Genomic DNA, 20,103 nt, shown 5'->3' on the forward strand with positions numbered 1-20,103 from the left:
TTCCGGAGGTTGCCATGTCACGACTTGAACAAACCCTCGCGATGGATCGCCGCCGCTTCCTGCGTGCCGCGCTCGGCGGTGGCGCCGTGCTGCTGGCCGGCGGTGGCCTGCTCGCCTCGCGCGTGCGTGCCGCGGCCAGCACGCCGGTCGGCCAGCCCGGCAACGTGCTGGTGGAAATCTTCGACGATCACGGCCGCGATCTGGGCCCCCGCGAAATGCCGCGACTGGTGCTGACCGACGCCCAATGGCAGCAGCGCCTGCCGCCGGCGTCCTACGACATCATGCGGCGCGACGGCACCGAACGCGCGTTCAGCGGCGAGCACGAGCGCCCCGCGGTGGCCGGCCTGTTCCGCTGCAGGGCGTGCGGCACCGCGTTGTACGACGCCGCCACCGAATTCGATTCGGGCACCGGCTGGCCCAGCTTCTGGCAGCCGATCGCCGCGCGCAACGTGGTCGAGCGCAGCGACCACCTGTTCGGCATGACCCGCACCGCGATCAGCTGCAAGGGCTGCGACAGCCACCTCGGCCATGTCTTCGACGATGGCCCCGCCCCCACCGGCTTGCGCTACTGCATGAACTCGGTGGGTCTGCGTTTCGTGCCGCGCACGGCAGCCTGAGTCGGACACACCCCGGCAACAGTCGCTCGAAACCCCCGGTTCAAGAAAATACGCGCACCACGTTCACCGGGCCATGCACCCGGACGGTCAACCAGGCGGGCGGGAGGACGAAAGCCTCCCGCCCGTTTTCGTTCCTGCATGCGCCACGTGACGATGCGTCGACGCCGCTGAACCAGGTCAGGTGAATCCCGACACGCCGTCACGTCGTTACCACGGCGGCCGTAGCAACGTTCCTGCGCGAAGCACGCCGGCATCGCGCGTCGGCGGCGGCATCGACATGAATGACGGAGGGTTGCGATGAAAACCGTGATGGAAATCTATCGCCGACAGCTGGATCGGCAGAAGCAGAAAGGCGGCATCGGCTGGGTCCTGTTGTGGCTGCTCGGCGTGCCGATTCCGGTACTGATCGTGTTGTTCCTGCTGCGCGGCTGCACCTGAGCCCGCCGCCCGACATCGACGGTCACGTTCCGGTTACCAGGAGAACTTCATGGCACAGGTGGAAATTGAAAGCACGGTGGTGGAAGCTGCGCAGCCGTCGCTGCGGTGGGGCGCCATCGTCGCCGGCTGGCTGGTGGCGGTTGGCATCGCCTTCCTGCTGTATGTCGGAGGACTGGCGATGGGTTTCACCGCATTTGATCCCGACGACGTCGAGGCCACCGCGAAAGGCATCGGCATGGGCACGGCGGCATGGCTGATCCTGACCTGGGTGGTGTCGTTGCTGATCGGCGGCATGTTTGCCAGCTGGTTTGATGGCAGGGATGACGAGACCACCGGCGTGATGCATGGCATCACCGTCTGGGGGCTGTCGATTGCCGCCTCCGGCTTGCTGCTGGCGCTGGGCATGGGCGGCGCGATCGGTGGCGGTGCCAGCCTGGCGGCGACCGCCGGCATGCATCGGCACGGCATGAGCCGCTCCGTCGGCTTTCTGCACGATGCGCAGCGCATGGGCAGCGACGCCAGCGTGCTGCTGCAGGCCCGGCTGTCGCAGAAGATCCGCACGGCGGACAGCCCCGCGTCCCCCGCCGCCACGACGGACATGCAGACCGGCGCGACGCCGATGCCTGCGGCTCCGCCTGCACCGAAACTCGATCCGCGGGTCGCCGGCGCGGCGACCGCTGCGCTGCTGGCGAATCATCCCGACACGGCAAGGGCGTTGCTGGCCGCCAATACCGACCTGCCGCAGGCCGATATCGATGCCGCGGTGCAAAGCCTGTCACCCGAAGTGAGCGCTGCCCAGGCACGGCTGAAGGCCGCCGCGGACAGGGCCACGCACTACGCCGCGATGGCGATGTGGGTACTGCTTCTGAGCATCGTGCTGTCGCTGCTCGCCGCTGCGCTGGGCGGTTGGCTCGGTGCGTCCCACGTGCACCGTGTCTATCACCTGCGTCGTTACGCGCGCCGCGTGCCGCAACGCTGAATCGCCTACGCCCTCCACGGCCACCAGCCGTGGCCGTGGAGGGCGTAACGATCCGCCGCATGCTCCAGCGGATTGCGCGCGCTGATGCCGCCACACCACAGATACACCGGAAGGAACAGCGGCCCCAGCAGCATGTATTGATAGACATGGGCACGCTCGTGGTCGGCCAGCGAGATCGCCGGCTCCACGCATCGGCCGGCGCGATGGGCATAGGTGACGCACGCCACATCCAGTCGCTGCCCGGTGTGCACGATCACATTGCCCAGCGTCAGCGCGCCGCCCGCGCCCCACGGCCAGCACCGCACCACCACCGCCCGCTCCCGTCGCTGCCAGCGCATCCGCGCGCCGAACGGCAGTGCGATGCAGCCGAGCAACAGTCCCGCCGCGCTGTTGGGCAAAGTCCACAGCATGCCCAGCGCAAGCAGTCCGATGCGCAGCGGCGAGGTTCCGGGCTTGTGGACTCGACTTGGATTCACGCTGGCCAGCCGCCATCTGATGCCCATGGGCGCGGCGCGCGCCGGAGATCGGAGTTTGCCATGAGTACACCGCTTGCCATTCCCTGCCCGCACTGCAGCGCCCTCAACCGCGTGCCGGCCGACCGCGTGGCCGAGCGCCCGAACTGCGGCCGCTGCAAGCAGGCGCTGTTCGAGGGACATCCGGCGGAACTGACCACGGCGAACTTCGACGCGATCGCCGGCCGCGGCGACCTGCCGGTGCTGGTGGATTTCTGGGCGCCGTGGTGCGGGCCTTGCGTCGGCTTCGCGCCGGTATTCGTGCAGGCCGCCGGCAAGTTCGAACCGCGCCTGCGGCTGGCCAAGCTGGATACCGAGGCGCAACCGCAGATCGCGGCGCGCTTCAACATCCGCAGCATTCCCACCCTGATCATGTTCAGGCAAGGCCGCGAGATCGCGCGGCAATCCGGCGCACTGAACGCGGCGCAGCTGCAGCAGTTCGTCGAGGGTGCGCTGGCGCGCGGCTGATCAGCGCGCCGCGGTGCCCGCGGCCTGCCAGCGCAGCCAGTTGATCACCGCGGTCACCGCCGCGCGTGGTTTCCCCGGCGGTCGCACGATCCAGTACGAAGTTCCCAACGGCACGCCGAGTTCGCCGCACGGACGCAACAGGCTGCCGTTCGTGACCTCGTCCGCGGCCAGCCGATGGCGCGCCAGCGCCACACCCTGCCCCTGCATTGCCGCGCGCAGCACCAGGTCGGACGAGGTGTAGCGGGCGCCGCCCTGCAACGCGAGCCTGGCCGGACCGTGCACGCTGCGCCACGCTTCCCATGACGCCTGCGGGTCGCGGTCGTGCAGCAGCCGCAGCCCGGCCAGTTGCCCCGGCTTCGATGGGCGTCCGGAGGTCTGCCACAGCGCCGGGCTCATCACCGGATACAGCGCATCGTCCATCAATCCCTCGGCATGCAGGTCCGGCCACGGCCCCGTACCCATGCGGATCGCCAGGTCGATGCGGCCATCGTCCATGGCGTCGAGGCGTTGTTCCACCTGCACCGACAGCTCGATCTTCGGATGCGCCTTTTCCAGCGCGGGCAGGCGCGGCAGCAGCCAGCGGATCGCGAACGACGGCGAGGTCGACAGCGTCACCGCATGCGCCGGCCGGGTCTCGCGCAACGCGGCCACCGCCTGCTCGATGCCGCGCAGGCCGGCCAGGCTGGCACGCCCCAGCGCCTCGCCCTGCGGGGTGAACACCAGAGCGCCGCGACCGGCCGACGCACGCAGCAGCGGCACGCCCAACCAGCGATCCAGTTCGGCCAGGTGCCGGCTCACCGAGGAATGCGCCATGCCCAGCTCGCGCGCGGCGGCGCGCACGCCGCCATGGGCGTAGACCATGGCGAACGCGCGCAGGGCATTCAGCGGAAGCTCGTTCATGGTCGCAATTCTAGACCATAGATGCCGCGTCATAGACCAGCTTCGTGGCGGACGATGGATACACTCGACCATTGCGGAGAACGACCCATGGAGCAACTGCTCGCTGCTACCAGCCTGCTGTGCGTGGCCGCGATCACGCCCGGCCCGAACAACCTGGTGATCCTGCGCGCGGCCGGCACGGCCGGCATGCGCCGCACGCTGCCGATGATCGCCGGCATCGTGCTCGGCGGCCTGTTGTTGCTGGCGGTGACGGCGCTGGGCGCTGCGGCGGTCTTTGCGGCACTCCCGTCGCTGCGACGCTGGATCGCCCTGGCCGGCACGCTGTACCTGGCCTGGCTCGGTGCTGCGCTGTGCATCGCCGGGATGTCACCACCAGGCGACACGACCACTTCCTCGCCCTTGCCGGCCGGCGCGCTGGGACTGGTCGGCTTCCAGTTCCTCAACCCGAAAAGCTGGCTGCTGGTGCTTACCGTGCTGGCCGCGATGCAGGCCACGCGAACGCACGATTACCTGCTGCTGGTGGCGATGTTCGTGCTGATCCCCACGCTGTGCCTGTGGCTGTGGGCCGCGCTCGGCGCCTCGCTGGCGCGCTGGCTGGCCCGGCCGGTCGCGCGACGCGGCGTGGACATCGTCGGCGGCGCCTTGCTGGTCGCCTGCGCCGCGCTGCTGCTGATCCAACCCTGAGCTGACCGGAGACTTGCGATGACCACTTTTCAGCCCACGTCCGCCCGTCGCGTGCTTTGCCTTGCCGGCAGCCTGCGCCGCCACTCCTGGAACCGTCGCCTGTTGCACGCGGCCGCACTGCAGGCACCAACGGGCCTGCAGCTGGACGTCCACGACGCACTGGCGGCCGTGCCCCTGTTCGACGAAGACCTGGAGTCGCGCGATCCGGCCGGTCCGGCCGGCGTGCAGGCGTTGTGTGCGGCGGTGGCCGCCGCGGACGGCCTGCTCATCGCCACGCCCGAGTACAACCAGGCGCTCCCTGGCGTGCTGAAGAACGCACTGGACTGGCTGTCGCGCGAGAGTCCCCTCGGCGAAGTGCTGGCCGGCAAGCCGGTCGCCGTGCTTGGCGCCAGCAGCGGACCGTGGGGCACCCGGCTGGCACAGGCCTCGCTGCGCCAGGTGCTGCACACCTGCGGCGCACTGGTGATGCCGGCGCCAAGCCTGTTCGTGGCCCGCGCCGCCGAGCGCTTCGATGCCCGGGGCTGGCTCACCGACACCGCCACGCTGCAGTCGCTGCAGTCCTTCCTGCTGGCCTTCGACGCGTGGATGGAACGCGTGGCCCGACCGGCTGCGCTGGAGCAGCCGCAGGCCATGCCGCGCTGAGCCATGCCTGCGGCCACCCATGCCTTTCAGCACACTCGGCGCACCCGCCGCGCGTTTAGGCTTCGGTCTTTACGCCCGAGGAGAGGCCCGTGCGCAAGTCCCTGCCGTTCGCCCTGATGGTCGCCCTGCTGTTGCCCGGATTCGCCACCCCGGCCGCCGCGGCCGACAGCGACAAGCCGGCGGCGAGCGCCCAGGCGGCGGGCAAGGATGGCTTCCAGCTACCGCCGTTCCCCGCCGACGCGCACGTGACGCAAACCGCCACGGTCGACGGCCGCACGCTCAAGTACACGGTGACCGTCGGCTCGCTGCCGGTGCGCGACGAGAAGGGCAGGACGACCGGCGAGGTGGTGTTCACCGCCTACACCATGGCCGGCAACGACCGGCCGGTGACGTTTGCGCTGAACGGCGGCCCGGGTGCTTCGTCGGTCTACCTCAACCTGGGCGCGATCGGCCCGAAGAAGGTGGACTTCGGCGTCGAGGGCGACTCGCCGTCCGAGCGCCCCACCCTGCACGACAACCCCGGCACCTGGCTGGGCTTCACCGACCTGGTCTTCATCGACCCGATCGGCACCGGCTACAGCCGCGCGCTGGTCGACGACAAGGAGGCGACGAAGCAGTTCTACGGCACCGATGTCGACATAAAGTACCTGTCGCGGATCATGTACGACTGGCTGGTGAAGAACGGCCGCATGGACGCGCGCAAGTATTACGTGGGCGAAAGCTACGGCGGTTTCCGCGGCCCGCGCATCACCGAATACATGCAGACCCAGCTGGGCGTGGCGATGAGCGGCGTGACGCTGATCTCGCCGTATCTCGACCCGGGTGCATGGAGCGACGACACCGTCTCGCCGCTGCCGTGGATGACTACCCTGCCGTCGATCGCGGCGGCGCACCTGGAGCGCGAAGGCAAGCTCAGCGCCGAGACGATGGCGCCGGTGATCGCCTATACGCGTGGCGAGTACGCCACCACTCTGATGAAGGGACGTTCCGACCCGGCCGCCACCGAAGCGATGATCCGCAAGGTCACCGACCTGACCGGGCTGGACCCGCTGTTCGTCAGGCGCTCCGGTGGCCGCCTGGAAACCCAGGCCTATCTGCGCGAGGTGTATCGCGCCGAAGGCAAGCTGGGCAGCCGCTACGACTCCAACGTCACCGCGTGGGACCCGTTCCCGTACGCGCCACGTCAGCAGACCGGCGACCCGATCCTCAACGGGATCATCGCGCCCACCACCACGGCGATGGTTCACTTCGTCACGCAGACCGTGGGCTGGAAGGTCGACGGTCGCTACAACGCGCTCAGCTACGAAGTGAACCGCCTGTGGCACGAGGACGACGACGCGCAGGAAGGTTCGGTGAAGGAACTGCGCCAGGCCGTGGCCAACGACCCCGGCCTGCGCGTGCTGATCGCCCACGGCTGGGACGACCTGTCCTGCCCGTTCATGGTCTCGGTGCTGGCCGTCGACCAGATGCCGGCGATGGGTGATGCGTCGCGCGTGCAGGTCAAGGAATACCCCGGCGGCCACATGTTCTACGCCCGGCCCGACAGCCAGGCCGCGCTGACCGCCGACGTGAAGCAGCTGTACGGCGCGAAGTGACCCCTGGAGGGCCGGCGTCGCGCCGGCCCGTCGCCGCTCAGCGCCTGTGAAGAAAACCACCTCCTGTGGTTTTCTTCTATCGCGCGTCCGGTACATGCCCGGACGCGCTCACATGAAGCAGTCTCTAGCGTGACTCCTTCATGTCCGGCCATCGGGCAATCGCTCCTGCGTTGCCTCAACTCGGGCATCCATGCCCTCGCCGTGGCCGGGCTTCGAGGTTGAAAGAATCACAATCTCTCAGCGCGCCACGGCGCTGGCGCGCACCAGGTATTGCACGCTGAACATCCGTTGCGGGTCCAGCCAGGTGCGCATCACCGCCAGCCCGGCCTTTTCGGCCAGGGCGGCGAAGTCTTCCAGCGAGTACTTGCAGCTGTATTCGACCTGGATCACTTCGTCGGCGCGGAAACCCACCTTGCTGCTGCCGATCTTCACCTGCTGCTCGCGGCTGCTGACGATATGCGTCTCGATGCGGCCGGCCATCGGGTTGTAGCGCGCGTGGTGATGAAAGGCGGAAAGATCGAAATCGCTGCCGATCTCCCGGTTCAGCCGCGCCAGCATGTTCAGCGTGAACTCGGCGGTGACGCCGGCGCGATCGTTGTAGGCCGCTTCCATCTGCGCAACGTCCTTCTTCAGGTCCACCCCGATCAGGATGCCGCCCGCGTCGCCCATCTCGTTGCGCATCTTGCGCAACAGGTCCACCGCGTCGCGCGCCTCGAAATTGCCGATGGTGGAACCGGGGAAATACAGCACCGTCCGGCGCGGTGCGCGCGGCGGGATCGGCAGGCGCAAGGGCTTGCTGAAATCCGCGCACAACGGCTGCAGCGGCAGCTGCGGGAACTCCAGGGCGAGCCTGCGCACGCTCTCGTTCAACGGCGCCGGCGAGATCTCCACGGGCACGTACGACACCGGGTCGTGCATCTCGCGCAACAGCATGCGGGTCTTCAAGCCGCTGCCGCTGCCGTATTCGACCAGCCGCACCTCGCTGCCCAGGCTGTCGGCGATGCTGGCGGCATGCTCGTCCATCAGGGCGACTTCGCAGCGGGTCAGGTAATACTCGGGCTGCTCGCAGATCCGCTCGAACAGCGCCGAGCCACGCTCGTCGTAGAACAGCCACGAAGGCAGGCGCTTGAGTTTCAGGCCGAGCCCGTGCCGGGCGATCGCCAGCAGGTCGTTCAGTGGCGGGCGGCGATCGTCGTCGCCGGTACTGCAGGGTTGTACGCTGCTCATCGATCCTGTCCCAGGCGCAGCCCGGCAAACTGCCAGCGGGCGTGTGGTGGAAAAAAATTGCGGTAGGTGGCGCGCAGATGGTCGCGCGGCGTGGCGCACGAACCGCCCCGCAGCACCCACTGCCCGCACATGAACTTGCCGTTGTATTCGCCCAGTGAACCGGGCAGCGGGCGAAAGCCCGGGTAACTGATGTAGGGCGAGGCGGTCCACTCCCACACGTCGCCAAACATCTGCAGCAGACCCTCGCCAGCCACGGCTGGCTGCGGCTGGCAGCGCCCCTGGTCCTGCAGGTTGCCGTGCACCGGCAAGCCCTGCGCGGCCGACTCCCATTCCGCTTCCGTGGGCAGTCGTGCACCGGCCCAGCGCGCGAACGCCTCGGCCTCGAAATAGCTCAGGTGGCAGACCGGCTCCTGCGGATCGATCGCGCGCACGCCGGCCAGGGTGAATTCGCTGGCCAGGTCGTCCTGCCAGTAGATCGGATGCTGCCAGCCCTCGCGCTGCACCGTGGCCCAGCCTTCGGACAGCCACAGGCCGGGCTCGCGATAACCGCCTTCGCGCACGAACGCCAGGTACTCGGCATTGGTCACCAGCCGGTTGGCCAGCGCATGCGGCTGCAGCAGGGTCCGGTGGCGCGGGGTTTCGTTGTCGAAGGCGAAACCCTCGCCACGATGGCCGATCTCGACGATGCCCTCGCCGCCATCGATGTAGCGCAGCGGCACGACCTTCGCGCCAGCCTCGGCGAGGATCGGTGCGCGATACGCCGGCTGCAGCGGATTGCACCAGAACGCGTGCTTGATGTCGGTCAGCAGGAGTTCCTGGTGCTGCTGCTCGTGATGCAGGCCCAGCTCGACCAGCGAGGACAGTTCGGCGTCGTCGTGGCGGGCCAGCAGGTCGGCCACCATGTCGTCGATGCGCCTACGGTAGTCGCGCACCTCGTCCAGCGAGGGGCGCGACAGCAGCCCGCGTTGCGGTCGCGCATGCATCGGCCCGACCGACTGGTAGTAGGAATTGAACAGGTAATGCCACGCCGGATCACGGGGCCGATAAGCCGGGTCGCGGCCCAGCACGAACTGTTCGAAAAACCAGGTCGTGTGGGCCAGGTGCCATTTGCCTGGACTGGCATCGGGCATCGACTGCAGTTGCAGGTCTTCGGCGCTGAGGTGGGCGCAGAGTTCCAGGCTGTGGCCGCGCACCCGCCCGAAGCGGCTGCCGATGTCTTCCGCCGCCAGCGATCGCGAGGCCATCAGCAGGCCTTCCGGAACGACGTCCCGGTACCGGCGGAGCAGAGGGAGTCGGTGATGGAGTCTCGGGTCACATGCATATTCCCCAGCATGGCGGATCGACCGTTCACTTCTTGTGACAAGAGTATCGCGGATACTCCGTCTGCTCTCCCCATGCCGCTGCAGCGCGGCATGCAGCTGCCGTGGCTGGATCACGGTTCGCACCATCCCGAGAAAGCGAGGCACGTCCGATGAAAATGATCCTTCCCCTGATGATGCTTGCCCTTGCCACCGGCGCGGGTACCGCGCAGGCGGCCGACAAGGCGGCCCACCCGCCCCTGCCCGCCGGCGAGTGCATCGACACGACCCAGATCAACGAATGGCACATCGTGGATGCGCGCACGGCGATCGTGCGGACGGGTCCGAAGCGCTACCTGGTGGCATTGCGTCACGACTGCCCGCGACTGGGCATCGCGCCGCCAGGCCTGATGTTCCGCCCCAACCACTCCAATGCGGTCAACAACCGGGGGCGCATCTGCGGCGAGACGGGCGAGACCGTGCGCTCGCGCCAGCAGCCGCCGTGCGCGATCGAGTCGGTCAGCCGGATCGACAAGCAACGCTTCGACGAGCTCAGCGCCAGCGCGAAGCGTCACGGCAGCGGCGCGGAACAGCCCATGACCCTGCCTGTCCACTGACTGAAGCATCCCGCAAAACGACAGGGGCCCGGATGACCGGGCCCCTGTTCAAGTGCTTCAGCGATGAGTGCGATCAATCGTCGCCGTAGCCATCGTCGCGGATGTAGCGCGTCTGGTACGGGTCGTCGTAGACCACGGTGCGCGTCTCCACCACGCGACGGGTGACCACCGGCTCCTCACGGTAGATCACGGTGCGCGGCTCGCGATAGACCGGCGCGTCGTAATACACCGGCGCGGGGCGCAGGGCGTTGTCGACCAGGCCGATCACGGCGCCGGTGACGATCGCGCCCGCGATCCAGCGACCACCGCTCCAGTGACCACCACCGTGACCGTAATAACCGCCATGGTAGCCACCGTGGTAACCACCGCCATGGTAGCCATGGCCGTGCCCGTGCGCCGACGCGCTCAGCGGCATCGCCACCGCCGCTGCAACCGCCAGGCCGATGGCCGCCAGCTTGCCTGCACCACTGAAACGTCGAGTCATGAGTGTTCTCCGTTGTACGGGCAGATGCTCGTCGGATCAGCCTTAATGTGCACTGAAGGGTTCACTTTTTGATGCGGGCGCTGTCCCAGGGATTGATGCCCGGATCGGCCTTGCGCCGCCGCAACAGCCAGCAGCCGTGGATGTCGGCGCGGCGGGCGAAGTCGAACGGGATGCTGGGCGCGCTCCAGTCCTCGATCTCGAAGTGCGTTTCCAGCGCCTCGCGGTCCAGCTTGAAGCGGCGGAAATTGTTGGAGAACACGATCACGCCGTCGCGGGTCAACCGCTCGTTGCAGGCTTCCAGCAGCTTCACGTGATCGCGCTGCACGTCGAAATCCTCGGCGCGCTTGGAGTTGGAGAAGGTTGGCGGGTCGACGAAGATCAGTCCGTAGTGGCCGCGATCGCGCTGCAGGAATTCCAGCGCGTCGAACTGCATCAGCCGGTGGTCGACACCGGTGAACCCGTTCAGCGCCAGGTTGCGCGAAGCCCACTCCAGATAGGTCGCCGACAGGTCGACGCTGGTGGTTTCCAGCGCGCCACCCGCCGCCGCGTGGACGCTGGCGGTGGCGGTATAGGCGAACAGGTTGAGGAAGCATTTCCCGTGGGCCAGTTCGCGCACCTTGCCGCGCACCAGGCGGTGGTCGAGGAACAACCCCGTATCGAGATAGTCGGTGAGGTTGACCAGCAGCTTCAGACCGTCCTCTTCCACCTCGATGAACTCGCCACGCTGGTCCATCTGGCCGTATTTCGAACCGCCCTTGCCGCGCTCGCGGGTCTTCAGCGCGATGCGCTCGCGCGGCACGCCGAGCACCTCGCCGGCAACCCGGGCGATCTCGCGCATGCGCAGGCGGGCCACGTCGGCGGGCACATCGGCCGGCGCGCGGTACTCCTGGATGTGCAGGTGGTCGTCGCCGTTCGTATCGCCGTAGACGTCGATGGCGGCGGCGTACTCGGGCAGGTCCTGGTCGTAGGCGCGCCAGCAGTGGATGCCCTCGCGGGCCAGTCGCTTGCGCAGGTGCCGGACGTTCTTTTCCAGCCGGTTCTTCAGCATCTGTGCGCCGGGAGACAACGGCTTCGCTTCACGCGGCTGCTCGTCGCGCGGTTTGAGGTCGAAGGTCAGCAGCACGGTTTCCAGCGCGCCGTTGTACAGCGCGTAACGCTTTTCGGCATGCAGTTGCATCGCGCGGCCCAGTTCGACGTCGCCGGCCAGCACGGCGGCGCGCCAGCCGCTGAAACGCTGGCGCAAGGTGTCGCCCAGCGCGCGGTAAAGCTTCGGCATCTCGGCGCGGTCACCGAGGCGCTCGCCGTACGGCGGATTGGTGATCACCAGGCCGTACTCGACGCCGGGCGGCGGCGCGGCGCGCGTCATGTCCTGCTTGTCCAGCGTGAAGAAGCCCGCCACGCCCGCTTCCTGGGCGTTGCGTTTGGCCGTCTGCACCATGCGCGGGTCGGCGTCGCTGCCGAAGAACACGCTGCGCAACGCGCGCAAGCCGTTCTCGGCGCGCTGCTTCGCCTCGTCCAGCAGGCCGCGCCACAGCGCGATGTCGTGTTGTTGCCAGCCGAGGAAGCCGAAGTATTCGCGGCGCAGGCCCGGCGCCACGTCGGCGGCCATCAGCGCGCCTTCGATCAGCAGGGTGCCCGAACCGCACATCGGATCAAGCAGGGCACCGCCGGCCGCGTAGACCTCGGGCCAGCGCCCGCGCAGCAGCATCGCGGCGGCAAGGTTTTCCTTCAGCGGCGCCTCGCCCTGCTCCTCGCGCCAGCCGCGGCGGTGCAACGGCGAGCCGGCGAGGTCCAGCGACACGGTGGCGCGATCGCGGCGCAGGCGCAGGTTGATGCGGATGTCCGGCTCGTCGGTATCGATGTCCGGACGCGAACCGTCGCGCTGGCGGAACTGGTCGACCACGGCGTCCTTGGTGCGCAGGCCGATGAACTGGCTGTGGTTGAGCTTGCTCATCGCGGTGCCGGCATCCACCGCGAAGGTGGCATGTGCGGCCAGGTGTTCGCTCCAGTCGATGCCCTGCACGCCGCGGTACAGCGCGTCGTCGTCGGCCGCGTCGAACTCGGCCAGCGGCAGCAGGATGCGGCTGGCCAGGCGCGACCACAGGCAGGCCTTGTAGGCGGTTCCCAGCGTGCCGGAAAAGTGCGCGCCGGCCAGCGCCTCGCGCACGTCGCTGGCGCCGATGGCGACCAGTTCGTCGCGCAGCAGGTATTCCATGCCCTTGGGGCAGGTGGCGAAGAACGCGCGCATTGCCGACGTGTTCATGCGGCGGCCTGCTGGTCGAGCAACAGCCGGAACTGGGCGCTGATCATGCCCATGCTTGCGCCCAGTCGGTGATCGTCGTCCAGCACCAGCAGCGGCAGGCGCCGCCGCGCGGCGAACGCGTGCACGCCGGCCAGCGGGCAGACCTCGTCGCGCCAGCCGTGGATCAGCATGGCGGGCACGTCGGCGCGCAGGTCGAAGCGGCGCGCATAGCCGGGGATCTCGCTGGGCGTGGCCAGCAGCAGCAAGCCGGCCACGGCCACGTCCAGCGAGACCAGTCCGGAAACGAAGGCACCCATGCTGGAACCGACCAGCAGCGGTGGAGCGTCGAGCGCCTCGATGGTGGCGCGCAGGCGGGCGATCCGCGGCGCCACCGAGCCGGCATGGCCGCGGCTGTCGTCGGTGCGGTAGTCCGGCCGCTGCGTGCGCCAGCCCAGCGACTCGGCCAGTGCGGCCAGCGCGCTGACCTTGGTCGCCTCGGGGCTCGAATCCGAACCGTGCGAAAGAATGATCTGGCCGCGCATGGCGGTCTCCGTGAAAGTGCTCGAAGCAAGGCACGCATGGTAACAGGCGGCGTTTCCGCCGCGGCCGCGGCACGTGCGAAACTGCCCCGCATGAGCCTGACCATCCACGACCAGCCCCTGCCCTACGTCGAGCTGTTGCCCGAGCGCCCCGCCGCGGCGGTGGAGCTGGTGGTGATCCACTGCACCGAGCTGCCGGACCTGGCCACCGCCCGCGAATACGGCGAGCGCGTGCTGCACCCCAGCGGCGCCGGCAACAGCGGCCACTATTACATCGACCGCGATGGCGCGGTGTACCGCTACGTGCCCGGCACCCGCGTGGCCAACCACGTGCGCGGGCACAACCCGAACTCGATCGGCATCGAGCTGGTGAACCTGGGCCGTTATCCGCACTGGTGGGATTCGCGCCAGCAGCAGATGACCGAGCCTTACGGCGATGCCCAGATCACCGCGTTGCGCGCCCTGCTGGCCGAGCTGCGCCGGGACTTTCCGAACCTGCGCCGGATCGCCGGCCATGAACAGCTGGACACGGACCTGATGCCAGCCAGCGACGATCCCGCCATCCAGATCCACCGCAAGCTTGATCCCGGCCCGCTGTTTCCGTGGGCCGAGGTGCTCGAAGCTTGCGGCCTGAGCCGGCCGGCGGTGCCGTAAGCACGGCCCGCGCCCGCTATAATCGCGGGCTTACCTCCCCGCGAGTCCGATTCCATGTCACCCAACCACGTCACCGAACTGGTCGAGCTGCTGCAGCTCGAGCGACTGGAAGACAACCTGTTCCGGGGCCAGAGCCGCGACATCGGCACCCGCTTCGTGTTCGGCGGCCAGGTGCTGGGACAGGCCTTGTCCGCCGCGCAGCAGACGGTCGATCCGGCCCGCGAGGCGCATTCGCTGCACGCGTACTTCCTGCGCGCCGGCGACATTCGCGCGCCGATCGTCTACAGCGTCGAACGCACCCGCGATGGCGGCACGTTCTCCTCGCGGCGGGTGGTGGCGATCCAGCACGGCCAGCCGATCCTGAACGGCTCGATCTCGTTCCAGGTGCCGGAAACCGGCGTGGAACACCAGACCTCGATGCCCGAGGTGCCGGCGCCCGAAGACATCGAACCGATGCATCCGCTGCCGCCGGACGAACTGGCCCGCCTGCCGGTGAAGCTGCAGCGCTGGCTGGGCATCGACGGTCCGTTCGAGTTCCGCCAGGTGTGGCCCCGCGACGAACTGCATCCGGTGAAGCGCCCGCCGATCCAGCACATCTGGTTCCGGCTGACCTCGCCGATCGACGACTCGGCGATCCTGCACCGCGCGCTGCTGGCTTACGCGTCGGATTTCCACCTGATCGGCACCGCCACGCTGCCGCACGGCATCTCGTACATGACCCACAACGTGCAGATGGCCAGCCTCGACCACGCGCTGTGGTTCCATCGCCCGTTCCGCGTCGACGAATGGCTGCTGTACACCTTCGACAGTCCCACCGCCCAGGGCGGCCGCGGGCTGGCCCGCGGACAGATCTTCAGCCGCAACGGGCACCTGGTCGCCTCCACCGCGCAGGAAGGCCTGATCCGCGTGCGCAACGACTGATCGCGTAGACTGCCGTCCATGCGCCAGATCTATACCTCTCCCCGCGAGCAGAACATCGATACCGTGGTCGCCCTGATGGCCGAGCACGGCATCGAGGCCACGGTGTCCAATCGCTCCAACTACAACCGCTCCAGTTGGCAGCGTTTCAGCTACTCGCAGCGCCAGGACGATCGCAGCCGCTGGCCCCAGGTGTGGATCACCAGCGCCGACGACTACACCCGCGCCCGCGCGCTGCTGCGCGAGATCGGCATCGAGCCGGTGGTCCGTCATGGCGAGGAACTGGCCGCCGCACGCAACCCCACGCCGCTCGACCGGCGCAGGCTCACCGTCGCCCGGGTGCGCCGCATCGTACTGCTGGTGGTGCTCGGCGTGGCGGCGGTGGCGATGCTGCGCGATCTGCACGTGTTCTGAATCGACCACGTGCGGCGCCGCCAGCGGCGACATAGAATCGGTCCATGCGCCGATCCGACCAAGTCCGGCTGTTCCAGACCCTGCCCCATGCGTGCGGCTATTACGCCGACCGCACGGCACAGAACCTGGTGCTTGATCCGGCCGCCCCCAACCTGGACCAGTTGTACGGACCCGCGCTGGAACGCGGCTTTCGTCGCGCCGGTGGCCACCTGTATTTTCCCCATTGCGCCAGTTGCCACGCCTGCACGCCGTGCCGCATCGACGTGGCGAATTTCCGGCCGGATCGCAGCCAGCGCCGCTGCCTGCAGCGCAATACCGACGTGGTCGTCACCGAGTGCATCCCCGGTTACAACCGCGAACGCCACGCGCTCTACGAGCGCTACCTGCACAGCCGGCATGCCGGCGGCGGCATGGACGACGCCGAGGCCAGCGACTTCCGCCGCTTCCTCACCGCGCCGTGGAGCCCCACCGTGTTCATGGAGTTGCGCACGGGACCAAGGTTGCTGGCCGTGGCGGTCACCGACATCTGCCTCAACGGCATTTCCGCCGTCTACACCTTCTACGAACCGGAGGAAGCCGGGCGCAGCCTCGGCACCTTCGCGATCCTGCAACAGGTGGAACTGGCCCGCCGCCGCGGCATCCCGTGGCTGTACCTGGGTTTCTGGATCGACGGCCACCCGAAGATGGATTACAAGCGGCGCTTCATGCCGCTGCAGATCCGTACGGCCCAGGGCTGGATCGACATGCCGTAGGGCGCGCGTCTAAGAAGATTCCCGCTGCGGATACGGAAACAGCTTCTCCAGCGGAATCGACAGACCGTCGTCGCCGACCACGCGGCAATGCCCGCGATTGAGCTGGCGCGGCTCGCTGACGCCACAGCTGTGGGCGATGATGCCCACTTCGTGCATCACGTTCTTCGCGTAGTGGAATACCCGCTCGCTCTTGTCGGTGACCACCAGCCCGCGTTGCAGTTTCGGGTTCTGCGTGGTGATGCCGGTGGGGCAGGTGTTGCGATTGCACTGCAACGACTGGATGCAGCCCAGCGCCAGCATGAAGCCGCGCGCCGAGTTGACGAAGTCCGCGCCGATCGACAACGCCCACGCCACGTCGTAGGCGGTGATGCACTTGCCCGAGCAGACCACCTTGATGCGTTCGCGCAGGCCCTTGACGATCAGCATGTCGATCAGCGCCGGCAGCGCCTCGTGCAGCGGCAGGCCCACGCCTTCCATCAGGGTCTGCGGCGCGGCACCGGTGCCGCCCTCGGAGCCGTCGACGATGATGAAGTCGGGTGCGCTCCCGATGCCGCGGCGATGCACTTCATCGCACAGCTCGCCGATCCATTCGGCGCCGCCCAGCACCGCCTTGAAGCCCACCGGCTTGCCGGTGAGCTCGCGGATGTGGGCGATGCTGTCCATCAGCTGCGCGACGTTGCCGATGTCCAGGTGCCGGTTCGGGCTTTGCGAATCCTCGCCCACGGGAATGCCGCGGATCGCCGCGATCTCGGCGGTGACCTTGGCGCCGGGCAGCAAGCCGCCCATGCCCGGCTTGGCACCCTGGCCCAGTTTGATGCTGACCATCTTCACCTGCGGGTGGGCACAGATCGCCAGCAGCTTCTCGTCGTCGAGCTTGCCGTCCGGCGTGCGCACGCCGTACTTGGCCGTGCCGATCTCGAAGATGATGTCGCAGCCGCCTTCCAGGTGATACGGCGCCAGCCCGCCCTCGCCGGTGTCCATCCAGATGCCGGCCTTGGCCGCGCCGTGCGACAGTGCCCGCACCGCCGGGGCCGACAGCGCGCCGAAGCTCATCGCGGAAATGTTGAAGAACGCGGCATGGCTGTACGGCTCGCGTGCATACGGGCCGATCGTGACCGGCACCGGCTTGACATGATCGGTGCCCAGGTCGGGAAACGGCGCATTGACGAAGAACGGCACGCCTTCCGCCCGCAAGTCGCGGCTCGACCCGAAGGCGTTGGTGTTGTCGACGTTCTTCGCCGCGCGATACACCCAGGTGCGCTGGGCGCGGTTGAACGGCATTTCCTCGCGGTCGCTGGAATACAGGTACTGGCGGAAGAACTCGCCCAGGTGCAGGAACCAGTAGCGGAAGTGGCCGATCACCGGGAAGTTGCGCAACACCGCGTTGCCGGTCTGGTTGCGGTCGACCACCCAGGTCGCCAACAGCACCACCACCGCCAGCGCCAGCAACAGCAGCGCGAACGCCGCCGACAGCTCGACCACCACCACCAGCCAGTGCGCAAATCCGCCTGATTCCATCCTTGCCTCTCCCCGATCAAGGGCTCGCCGTGAGGGCGAGCGGTTACGACTGGACAACCATCGTCGATGGCGCAGAGCCTATCGCATCGGGTCGCGGCATTCTTCCGCTCACAACTCGATGCGCAGCCTGCCCGCGGCGCGCACGGCCTTGCCCACAGCCTCGTTCAGCGTGCCGGCCCGCGCCAGCGCCACCGCCATGCGCCGGCGCCCCTTCACCTCGGGCTTGCCGAAGATGCGCAGTTGCGTGTCCGGCTCGGCCAGCGCCTCGGCCACGCCGTGGTAGCGCGGTCCCGCACCTTCGCCCTCGACCAGCACTGCGCACGAGGCCGACGGCCCGTACTGGTGGATCACCGGGATCGGCAGTCCCAGGATCGCCCGCGCATGCAGCGCGAACTCGGAAAACTCCTGCGAGATCAGGGTGACCAGGCCGGTGTCGTGGGGGCGCGGGCTGACCTCGGAGAAGATCACCGCATCGCCCTTGACGAAGAACTCCACGCCGAACACGCCCCAGCCGCCCAGCGCGCCGGTGACCGCGGCGGCCTGGCGCTGCGCCTCGGCCAGCGCGGCATCGCTCATCGGCTGCGGTTGCCACGACTCGCGGTAATCGCCGTCTTCCTGGCGGTGGCCGATCGGCGCGCAGAAGCTCACGCCATCGGTGTGCCGCACGGTGAGCATGGTGATCTCGTAATCGAAATCGACGAAGCCCTCGACGATCACCCGGCCCTTGCCCGCGCGTCCGCCGGACTGGGCGTAATCCCACGCATGCTGCACTTCGTCGTCGCCGCGCACCACGCTCTGGCCCTTGCCGGAGGAACTCATCACCGGCTTGACCACGAACGGATAGCCGATCGCGGCGGCCGCGGCGCGGTACTGCACCTCGTCGTCGCAGAAGCGATACGGCGAAGTCGGCAGCTGCAGCTCCTCGGCGGCCAGCCTGCGGATGCCTTCGCGGTCCATCGTGAGCCACGCGGCGCGTGCGGTCGGGATCACCCGCTGCCCTTCCTTTTCCAGCTCGATCAGGGTCGGCGTGTGGATCGCCTCGATCTCCGGCACCACCAGATCGGGCTTTTCCAGCTCGATCAGCGCACGCAGCGCCTTGCCGTCCAGCATGTCGATCACGTGGCTGCGATGGGCCACCTGCATGGCCGGCGCATTGGCGTAGCGATCAACCGCGATCACCTCGACCGCGTAGCGCTGCAGTTCGATCGCCACTTCCTTGCCCAGCTCGCCGGAGCCCAGCAGCAGAACGCGCAACGCGTGGTCGGAATGGGGCGTGCCGAAAGGCTTCATCGGGTTCTCCGGTGTGGGCAAACCGGCATTGTATGCGGCCTGCTCGGAGGGCCGACCGCCGCCCTGCCGGGATCACGAGGAGGCCGCTTGCATTTGATATCACTCTGATATCTAATCACCCCACCTCAGGGAGACTCCTCAATGAACGAACACAATGGCTTTTCCGTCGCCGGCATCCCCTTCGTGGGGTTGTGCCTGGTACTGGCCGGCATCGGCGTGACGCTGGTGGTATCCGCCATCCACGGTCATCCGGACGCCCCCCCGCTGTTCCAGGTGTTCACCGGCGTGATCGTGCTGGCGATCGACAGCTTCATGCTCAAGGGCTTCTTCCAGGTTGCCCCGAATGAAGGCCAGGTGCTGCAACTGTTCGGCAAGTACGCCGGCACCGTGCGCCAGGAGGGCCTGCGCTGGACCAATCCGTTCTACAGCCGCCAGCGCATCTCGCTGCGCGTGCGCAACTTCGAGAGCGGCAAGCTGAAGGTCAACGACAACGACGGCAACCCGATCGAGATCGGCGCCGTGGTGGTATGGCAGGTGCTGGACACGGCCGAGGCGGTGTTCTGCGTCGACGACTACGAAAACTACGTGCACATCCAGAGCGAATCCGCGCTGCGGCAGATGGCGCAGAGCTACCCCTACGACGCCCACGAGGACAGCAAGCCCTCGCTGCGCAGCCACGGCGACGAGATCAACACGCACCTGCGCGACGAGATCCAGACCCGCCTGGGCAAGGCCGGCGTGCAGGTGGTGGAGGCGCGCATCAGCCACCTTGCCTACGCCCAGGAAATCGCCCAGGCGATGCTGCAGCGGCAGCAGGCCGGCGCGATCATCGCCGCACGCACGAAAATCGTCGAGGGCGCGGTGAGCATGGTCGAGATGGCGCTGGAACAGCTGAGCCAGCGCGGTGTGGTGAACCTGGACGAAGAGCGCAAGGCGGCGATGGTCAGCAACCTGCTGGTGGTGTTGTGCGGCGAGCGCGGCACCCAGCCGGTGCTGAACACCGGCACGCTGTACTGAGGGGATGGTCATGGGCAGCCTCATCACCATCCTGCTGATCGTGTTCATTGCGTGCCACGCCGCGAGGCGTGGACACGGGCGGCGCTGAGCCGGCATGGCCGCCGAGAAAAAAGCCTATCCGCTGCGCATCAACGCCGTCGTGCTGGACGCGATGCAACGCTGGTCCGATGACGAATTGCGCAGCCTCAACGCACAGATCGAATACGTGCTGCGCGAGGCGCTGCGCAAGGCTGGCCGTCTGAAAGCCAACCCCGGCGCGGCCGCAGTCGACCAGGACAGCGACTGACCCTCCACTGCA

General features: G+C 68.1%; 23 protein-coding genes. 14 read left to right on the plus strand and 9 right to left on the minus strand.

The features are described 5' to 3' along the window. Positions 1-14 precede the first annotated feature (14 nt). The 3 genes from msrB to ABNK63_RS11350 all read left to right on the plus strand — a co-directional run bounded on the left by msrB (position 15) and on the right by ABNK63_RS11350 (position 2,034). On the plus strand, positions 15-617 hold the full coding sequence (msrB, locus tag ABNK63_RS11340; protein WP_350015676.1) for a peptide-methionine (R)-S-oxide reductase MsrB: 603 nt from the start codon (positions 15-17) through the stop codon (positions 615-617). Positions 618-914: 297 nt separating this feature from the next. Next, entirely contained in the window at positions 915-1,055 is a 141-nt protein-coding gene (locus ABNK63_RS11345; RefSeq protein ID WP_007806325.1) for a hypothetical protein, read from the plus strand. 49 nt (positions 1,056-1,104) lie between these two features. Beyond that, positions 1,105-2,034 (plus strand): hypothetical protein, encoded by a 930-nt coding sequence (locus ABNK63_RS11350; protein WP_350015677.1) that lies wholly within the window; start codon positions 1,105-1,107, stop codon positions 2,032-2,034. A gap of 5 nt (positions 2,035-2,039) precedes the next feature. On the opposite strand, the gene ABNK63_RS11355 is transcribed toward ABNK63_RS11350, so the two are convergent. After that, positions 2,040-2,444 carry a hypothetical protein gene (locus ABNK63_RS11355; RefSeq protein WP_157581945.1) on the minus strand — a complete coding sequence of 135 codons (405 nt, stop codon included), beginning with the start codon at positions 2,442-2,444 and terminating at the stop codon, positions 2,040-2,042. A gap of 126 nt (positions 2,445-2,570) precedes the next feature. Between ABNK63_RS11355 and trxC the strand changes: the two genes are divergently transcribed. Then, positions 2,571-3,014, plus strand: a complete 444-nt coding sequence (trxC, locus tag ABNK63_RS11360) for a thioredoxin TrxC (protein ID WP_007806330.1) — start codon at positions 2,571-2,573, stop codon at positions 3,012-3,014. Here trxC and ABNK63_RS11365 read toward each other — a convergent pair whose 3' ends face one another. Next, positions 3,015-3,914, minus strand: a complete 900-nt coding sequence (locus ABNK63_RS11365) for a LysR substrate-binding domain-containing protein (protein ID WP_350015678.1) — start codon at positions 3,912-3,914, stop codon at positions 3,015-3,017. It lies immediately after the preceding gene. 87 nt (positions 3,915-4,001) lie between these two features. Here ABNK63_RS11365 and ABNK63_RS11370 point away from each other — a divergent pair, with 87 nt between their 5' ends. From ABNK63_RS11370 to ABNK63_RS11380, 3 genes are all read left to right on the plus strand, one after another. Then, complete coding sequence (locus tag ABNK63_RS11370; protein WP_350015679.1) at positions 4,002-4,598, plus strand: LysE family transporter; 597 nt, start codon at positions 4,002-4,004, stop codon at positions 4,596-4,598. Positions 4,599-4,616: 18 nt separating this feature from the next. Continuing rightward, positions 4,617-5,240, plus strand: a complete 624-nt coding sequence (locus tag ABNK63_RS11375) for an NADPH-dependent FMN reductase (RefSeq protein WP_350015680.1) — start codon at positions 4,617-4,619, stop codon at positions 5,238-5,240. A gap of 89 nt (positions 5,241-5,329) precedes the next feature. Then, a complete protein-coding gene (locus tag ABNK63_RS11380; protein ID WP_350015681.1) occupies positions 5,330-6,835 on the plus strand; it encodes a peptidase S10 in 1,506 nt (501 codons plus the stop codon). Positions 6,836-7,072: 237 nt separating this feature from the next. On the opposite strand, the gene egtD is transcribed toward ABNK63_RS11380, so the two are convergent. Then, positions 7,073-8,062: an L-histidine N(alpha)-methyltransferase gene (gene egtD, locus ABNK63_RS11385; protein WP_007806338.1), complete on the minus strand. Its 990-nt coding sequence runs from the start codon at positions 8,060-8,062 to the stop codon at positions 7,073-7,075. After that, positions 8,059-9,306 carry an ergothioneine biosynthesis protein EgtB gene (gene egtB / locus ABNK63_RS11390; protein WP_350015682.1) on the minus strand — a complete coding sequence of 416 codons (1,248 nt, stop codon included), beginning with the start codon at positions 9,304-9,306 and terminating at the stop codon, positions 8,059-8,061. Before egtB ends, egtD begins: the two co-directional genes overlap by 4 nt. Positions 9,307-9,533: 227 nt before the next feature. On the opposite strand from egtB, the gene ABNK63_RS11395 reads away from it, so the two are divergent. Beyond that, positions 9,534-9,977, plus strand: coding sequence for a DUF6491 family protein (locus ABNK63_RS11395; RefSeq protein ID WP_350015683.1), 444 nt, complete (start codon positions 9,534-9,536; stop codon positions 9,975-9,977). Between the two features lie 73 nt (positions 9,978-10,050). Here ABNK63_RS11395 and ABNK63_RS11400 read toward each other — a convergent pair whose 3' ends face one another. The 3 genes from ABNK63_RS11400 to ABNK63_RS11410 all read right to left on the minus strand — a co-directional run bounded on the left by ABNK63_RS11400 (position 10,051) and on the right by ABNK63_RS11410 (position 13,245). Further along, positions 10,051-10,461 (minus strand): hypothetical protein, encoded by a 411-nt coding sequence (locus tag ABNK63_RS11400; RefSeq protein ID WP_007806344.1) that lies wholly within the window; start codon positions 10,459-10,461, stop codon positions 10,051-10,053. A gap of 61 nt (positions 10,462-10,522) precedes the next feature. Next, positions 10,523-12,709, minus strand: a complete 2,187-nt coding sequence (gene rlmKL, locus ABNK63_RS11405) for a bifunctional 23S rRNA (guanine(2069)-N(7))-methyltransferase RlmK/23S rRNA (guanine(2445)-N(2))-methyltransferase RlmL (RefSeq protein WP_350017216.1) — start codon at positions 12,707-12,709, stop codon at positions 10,523-10,525. A gap of 11 nt (positions 12,710-12,720) precedes the next feature. Beyond that, on the minus strand, positions 12,721-13,245 hold the full coding sequence (locus tag ABNK63_RS11410; RefSeq protein WP_350015684.1) for an alpha/beta hydrolase: 525 nt from the start codon (positions 13,243-13,245) through the stop codon (positions 12,721-12,723). 90 nt (positions 13,246-13,335) lie between these two features. On the opposite strand from ABNK63_RS11410, the gene ABNK63_RS11415 reads away from it, so the two are divergent. Genes ABNK63_RS11415 through ABNK63_RS11430 form a run of 4 tightly spaced genes read left to right on the plus strand, consistent with a single transcriptional unit; the run spans position 13,336 to position 15,980 of the window. Then, positions 13,336-13,896, plus strand: coding sequence for an N-acetylmuramoyl-L-alanine amidase (locus ABNK63_RS11415; RefSeq protein WP_350015685.1), 561 nt, complete (start codon positions 13,336-13,338; stop codon positions 13,894-13,896). A gap of 54 nt (positions 13,897-13,950) precedes the next feature. After that, positions 13,951-14,817 carry an acyl-CoA thioesterase II gene (locus ABNK63_RS11420; RefSeq protein ID WP_007806351.1) on the plus strand — a complete coding sequence of 289 codons (867 nt, stop codon included), beginning with the start codon at positions 13,951-13,953 and terminating at the stop codon, positions 14,815-14,817. 18 nt (positions 14,818-14,835) lie between these two features. Continuing rightward, positions 14,836-15,228 carry a DUF2007 domain-containing protein gene (locus ABNK63_RS11425; RefSeq protein ID WP_007806352.1) on the plus strand — a complete coding sequence of 131 codons (393 nt, stop codon included), beginning with the start codon at positions 14,836-14,838 and terminating at the stop codon, positions 15,226-15,228. 44 nt (positions 15,229-15,272) lie between these two features. Next, positions 15,273-15,980: an arginyltransferase gene (locus tag ABNK63_RS11430; RefSeq protein WP_350015686.1), complete on the plus strand. Its 708-nt coding sequence runs from the start codon at positions 15,273-15,275 to the stop codon at positions 15,978-15,980. Between the two features lie 9 nt (positions 15,981-15,989). Here ABNK63_RS11430 and ABNK63_RS11435 read toward each other — a convergent pair whose 3' ends face one another. Both ABNK63_RS11435 and purT read right to left on the minus strand, forming a co-directional pair. Beyond that, positions 15,990-17,498: an FMN-binding glutamate synthase family protein gene (locus ABNK63_RS11435; RefSeq protein WP_007806356.1), complete on the minus strand. Its 1,509-nt coding sequence runs from the start codon at positions 17,496-17,498 to the stop codon at positions 15,990-15,992. A 108-nt stretch (positions 17,499-17,606) separates the two neighbouring features. Beyond that, positions 17,607-18,788 (minus strand): formate-dependent phosphoribosylglycinamide formyltransferase, encoded by a 1,182-nt coding sequence (gene purT / locus ABNK63_RS11440; protein WP_007806358.1) that lies wholly within the window; start codon positions 18,786-18,788, stop codon positions 17,607-17,609. A 141-nt stretch (positions 18,789-18,929) separates the two neighbouring features. Here purT and ABNK63_RS11445 point away from each other — a divergent pair, with 141 nt between their 5' ends. Both ABNK63_RS11445 and ABNK63_RS11450 read left to right on the plus strand, forming a co-directional pair. Then, positions 18,930-19,805, plus strand: a complete 876-nt coding sequence (locus tag ABNK63_RS11445) for an SPFH domain-containing protein (protein WP_007806360.1) — start codon at positions 18,930-18,932, stop codon at positions 19,803-19,805. A gap of 94 nt (positions 19,806-19,899) precedes the next feature. After that, a complete protein-coding gene (locus tag ABNK63_RS11450; protein WP_007806362.1) occupies positions 19,900-20,091 on the plus strand; it encodes a hypothetical protein in 192 nt (63 codons plus the stop codon). The last annotated feature ends 12 nt before the right edge of the window (positions 20,092-20,103 follow it).

The organism is Rhodanobacter sp. IGA1.0, from assembly GCF_040208325.1.
GTDB lineage: Bacteria > Pseudomonadota > Gammaproteobacteria > Xanthomonadales > Rhodanobacteraceae > Rhodanobacter > Rhodanobacter spathiphylli.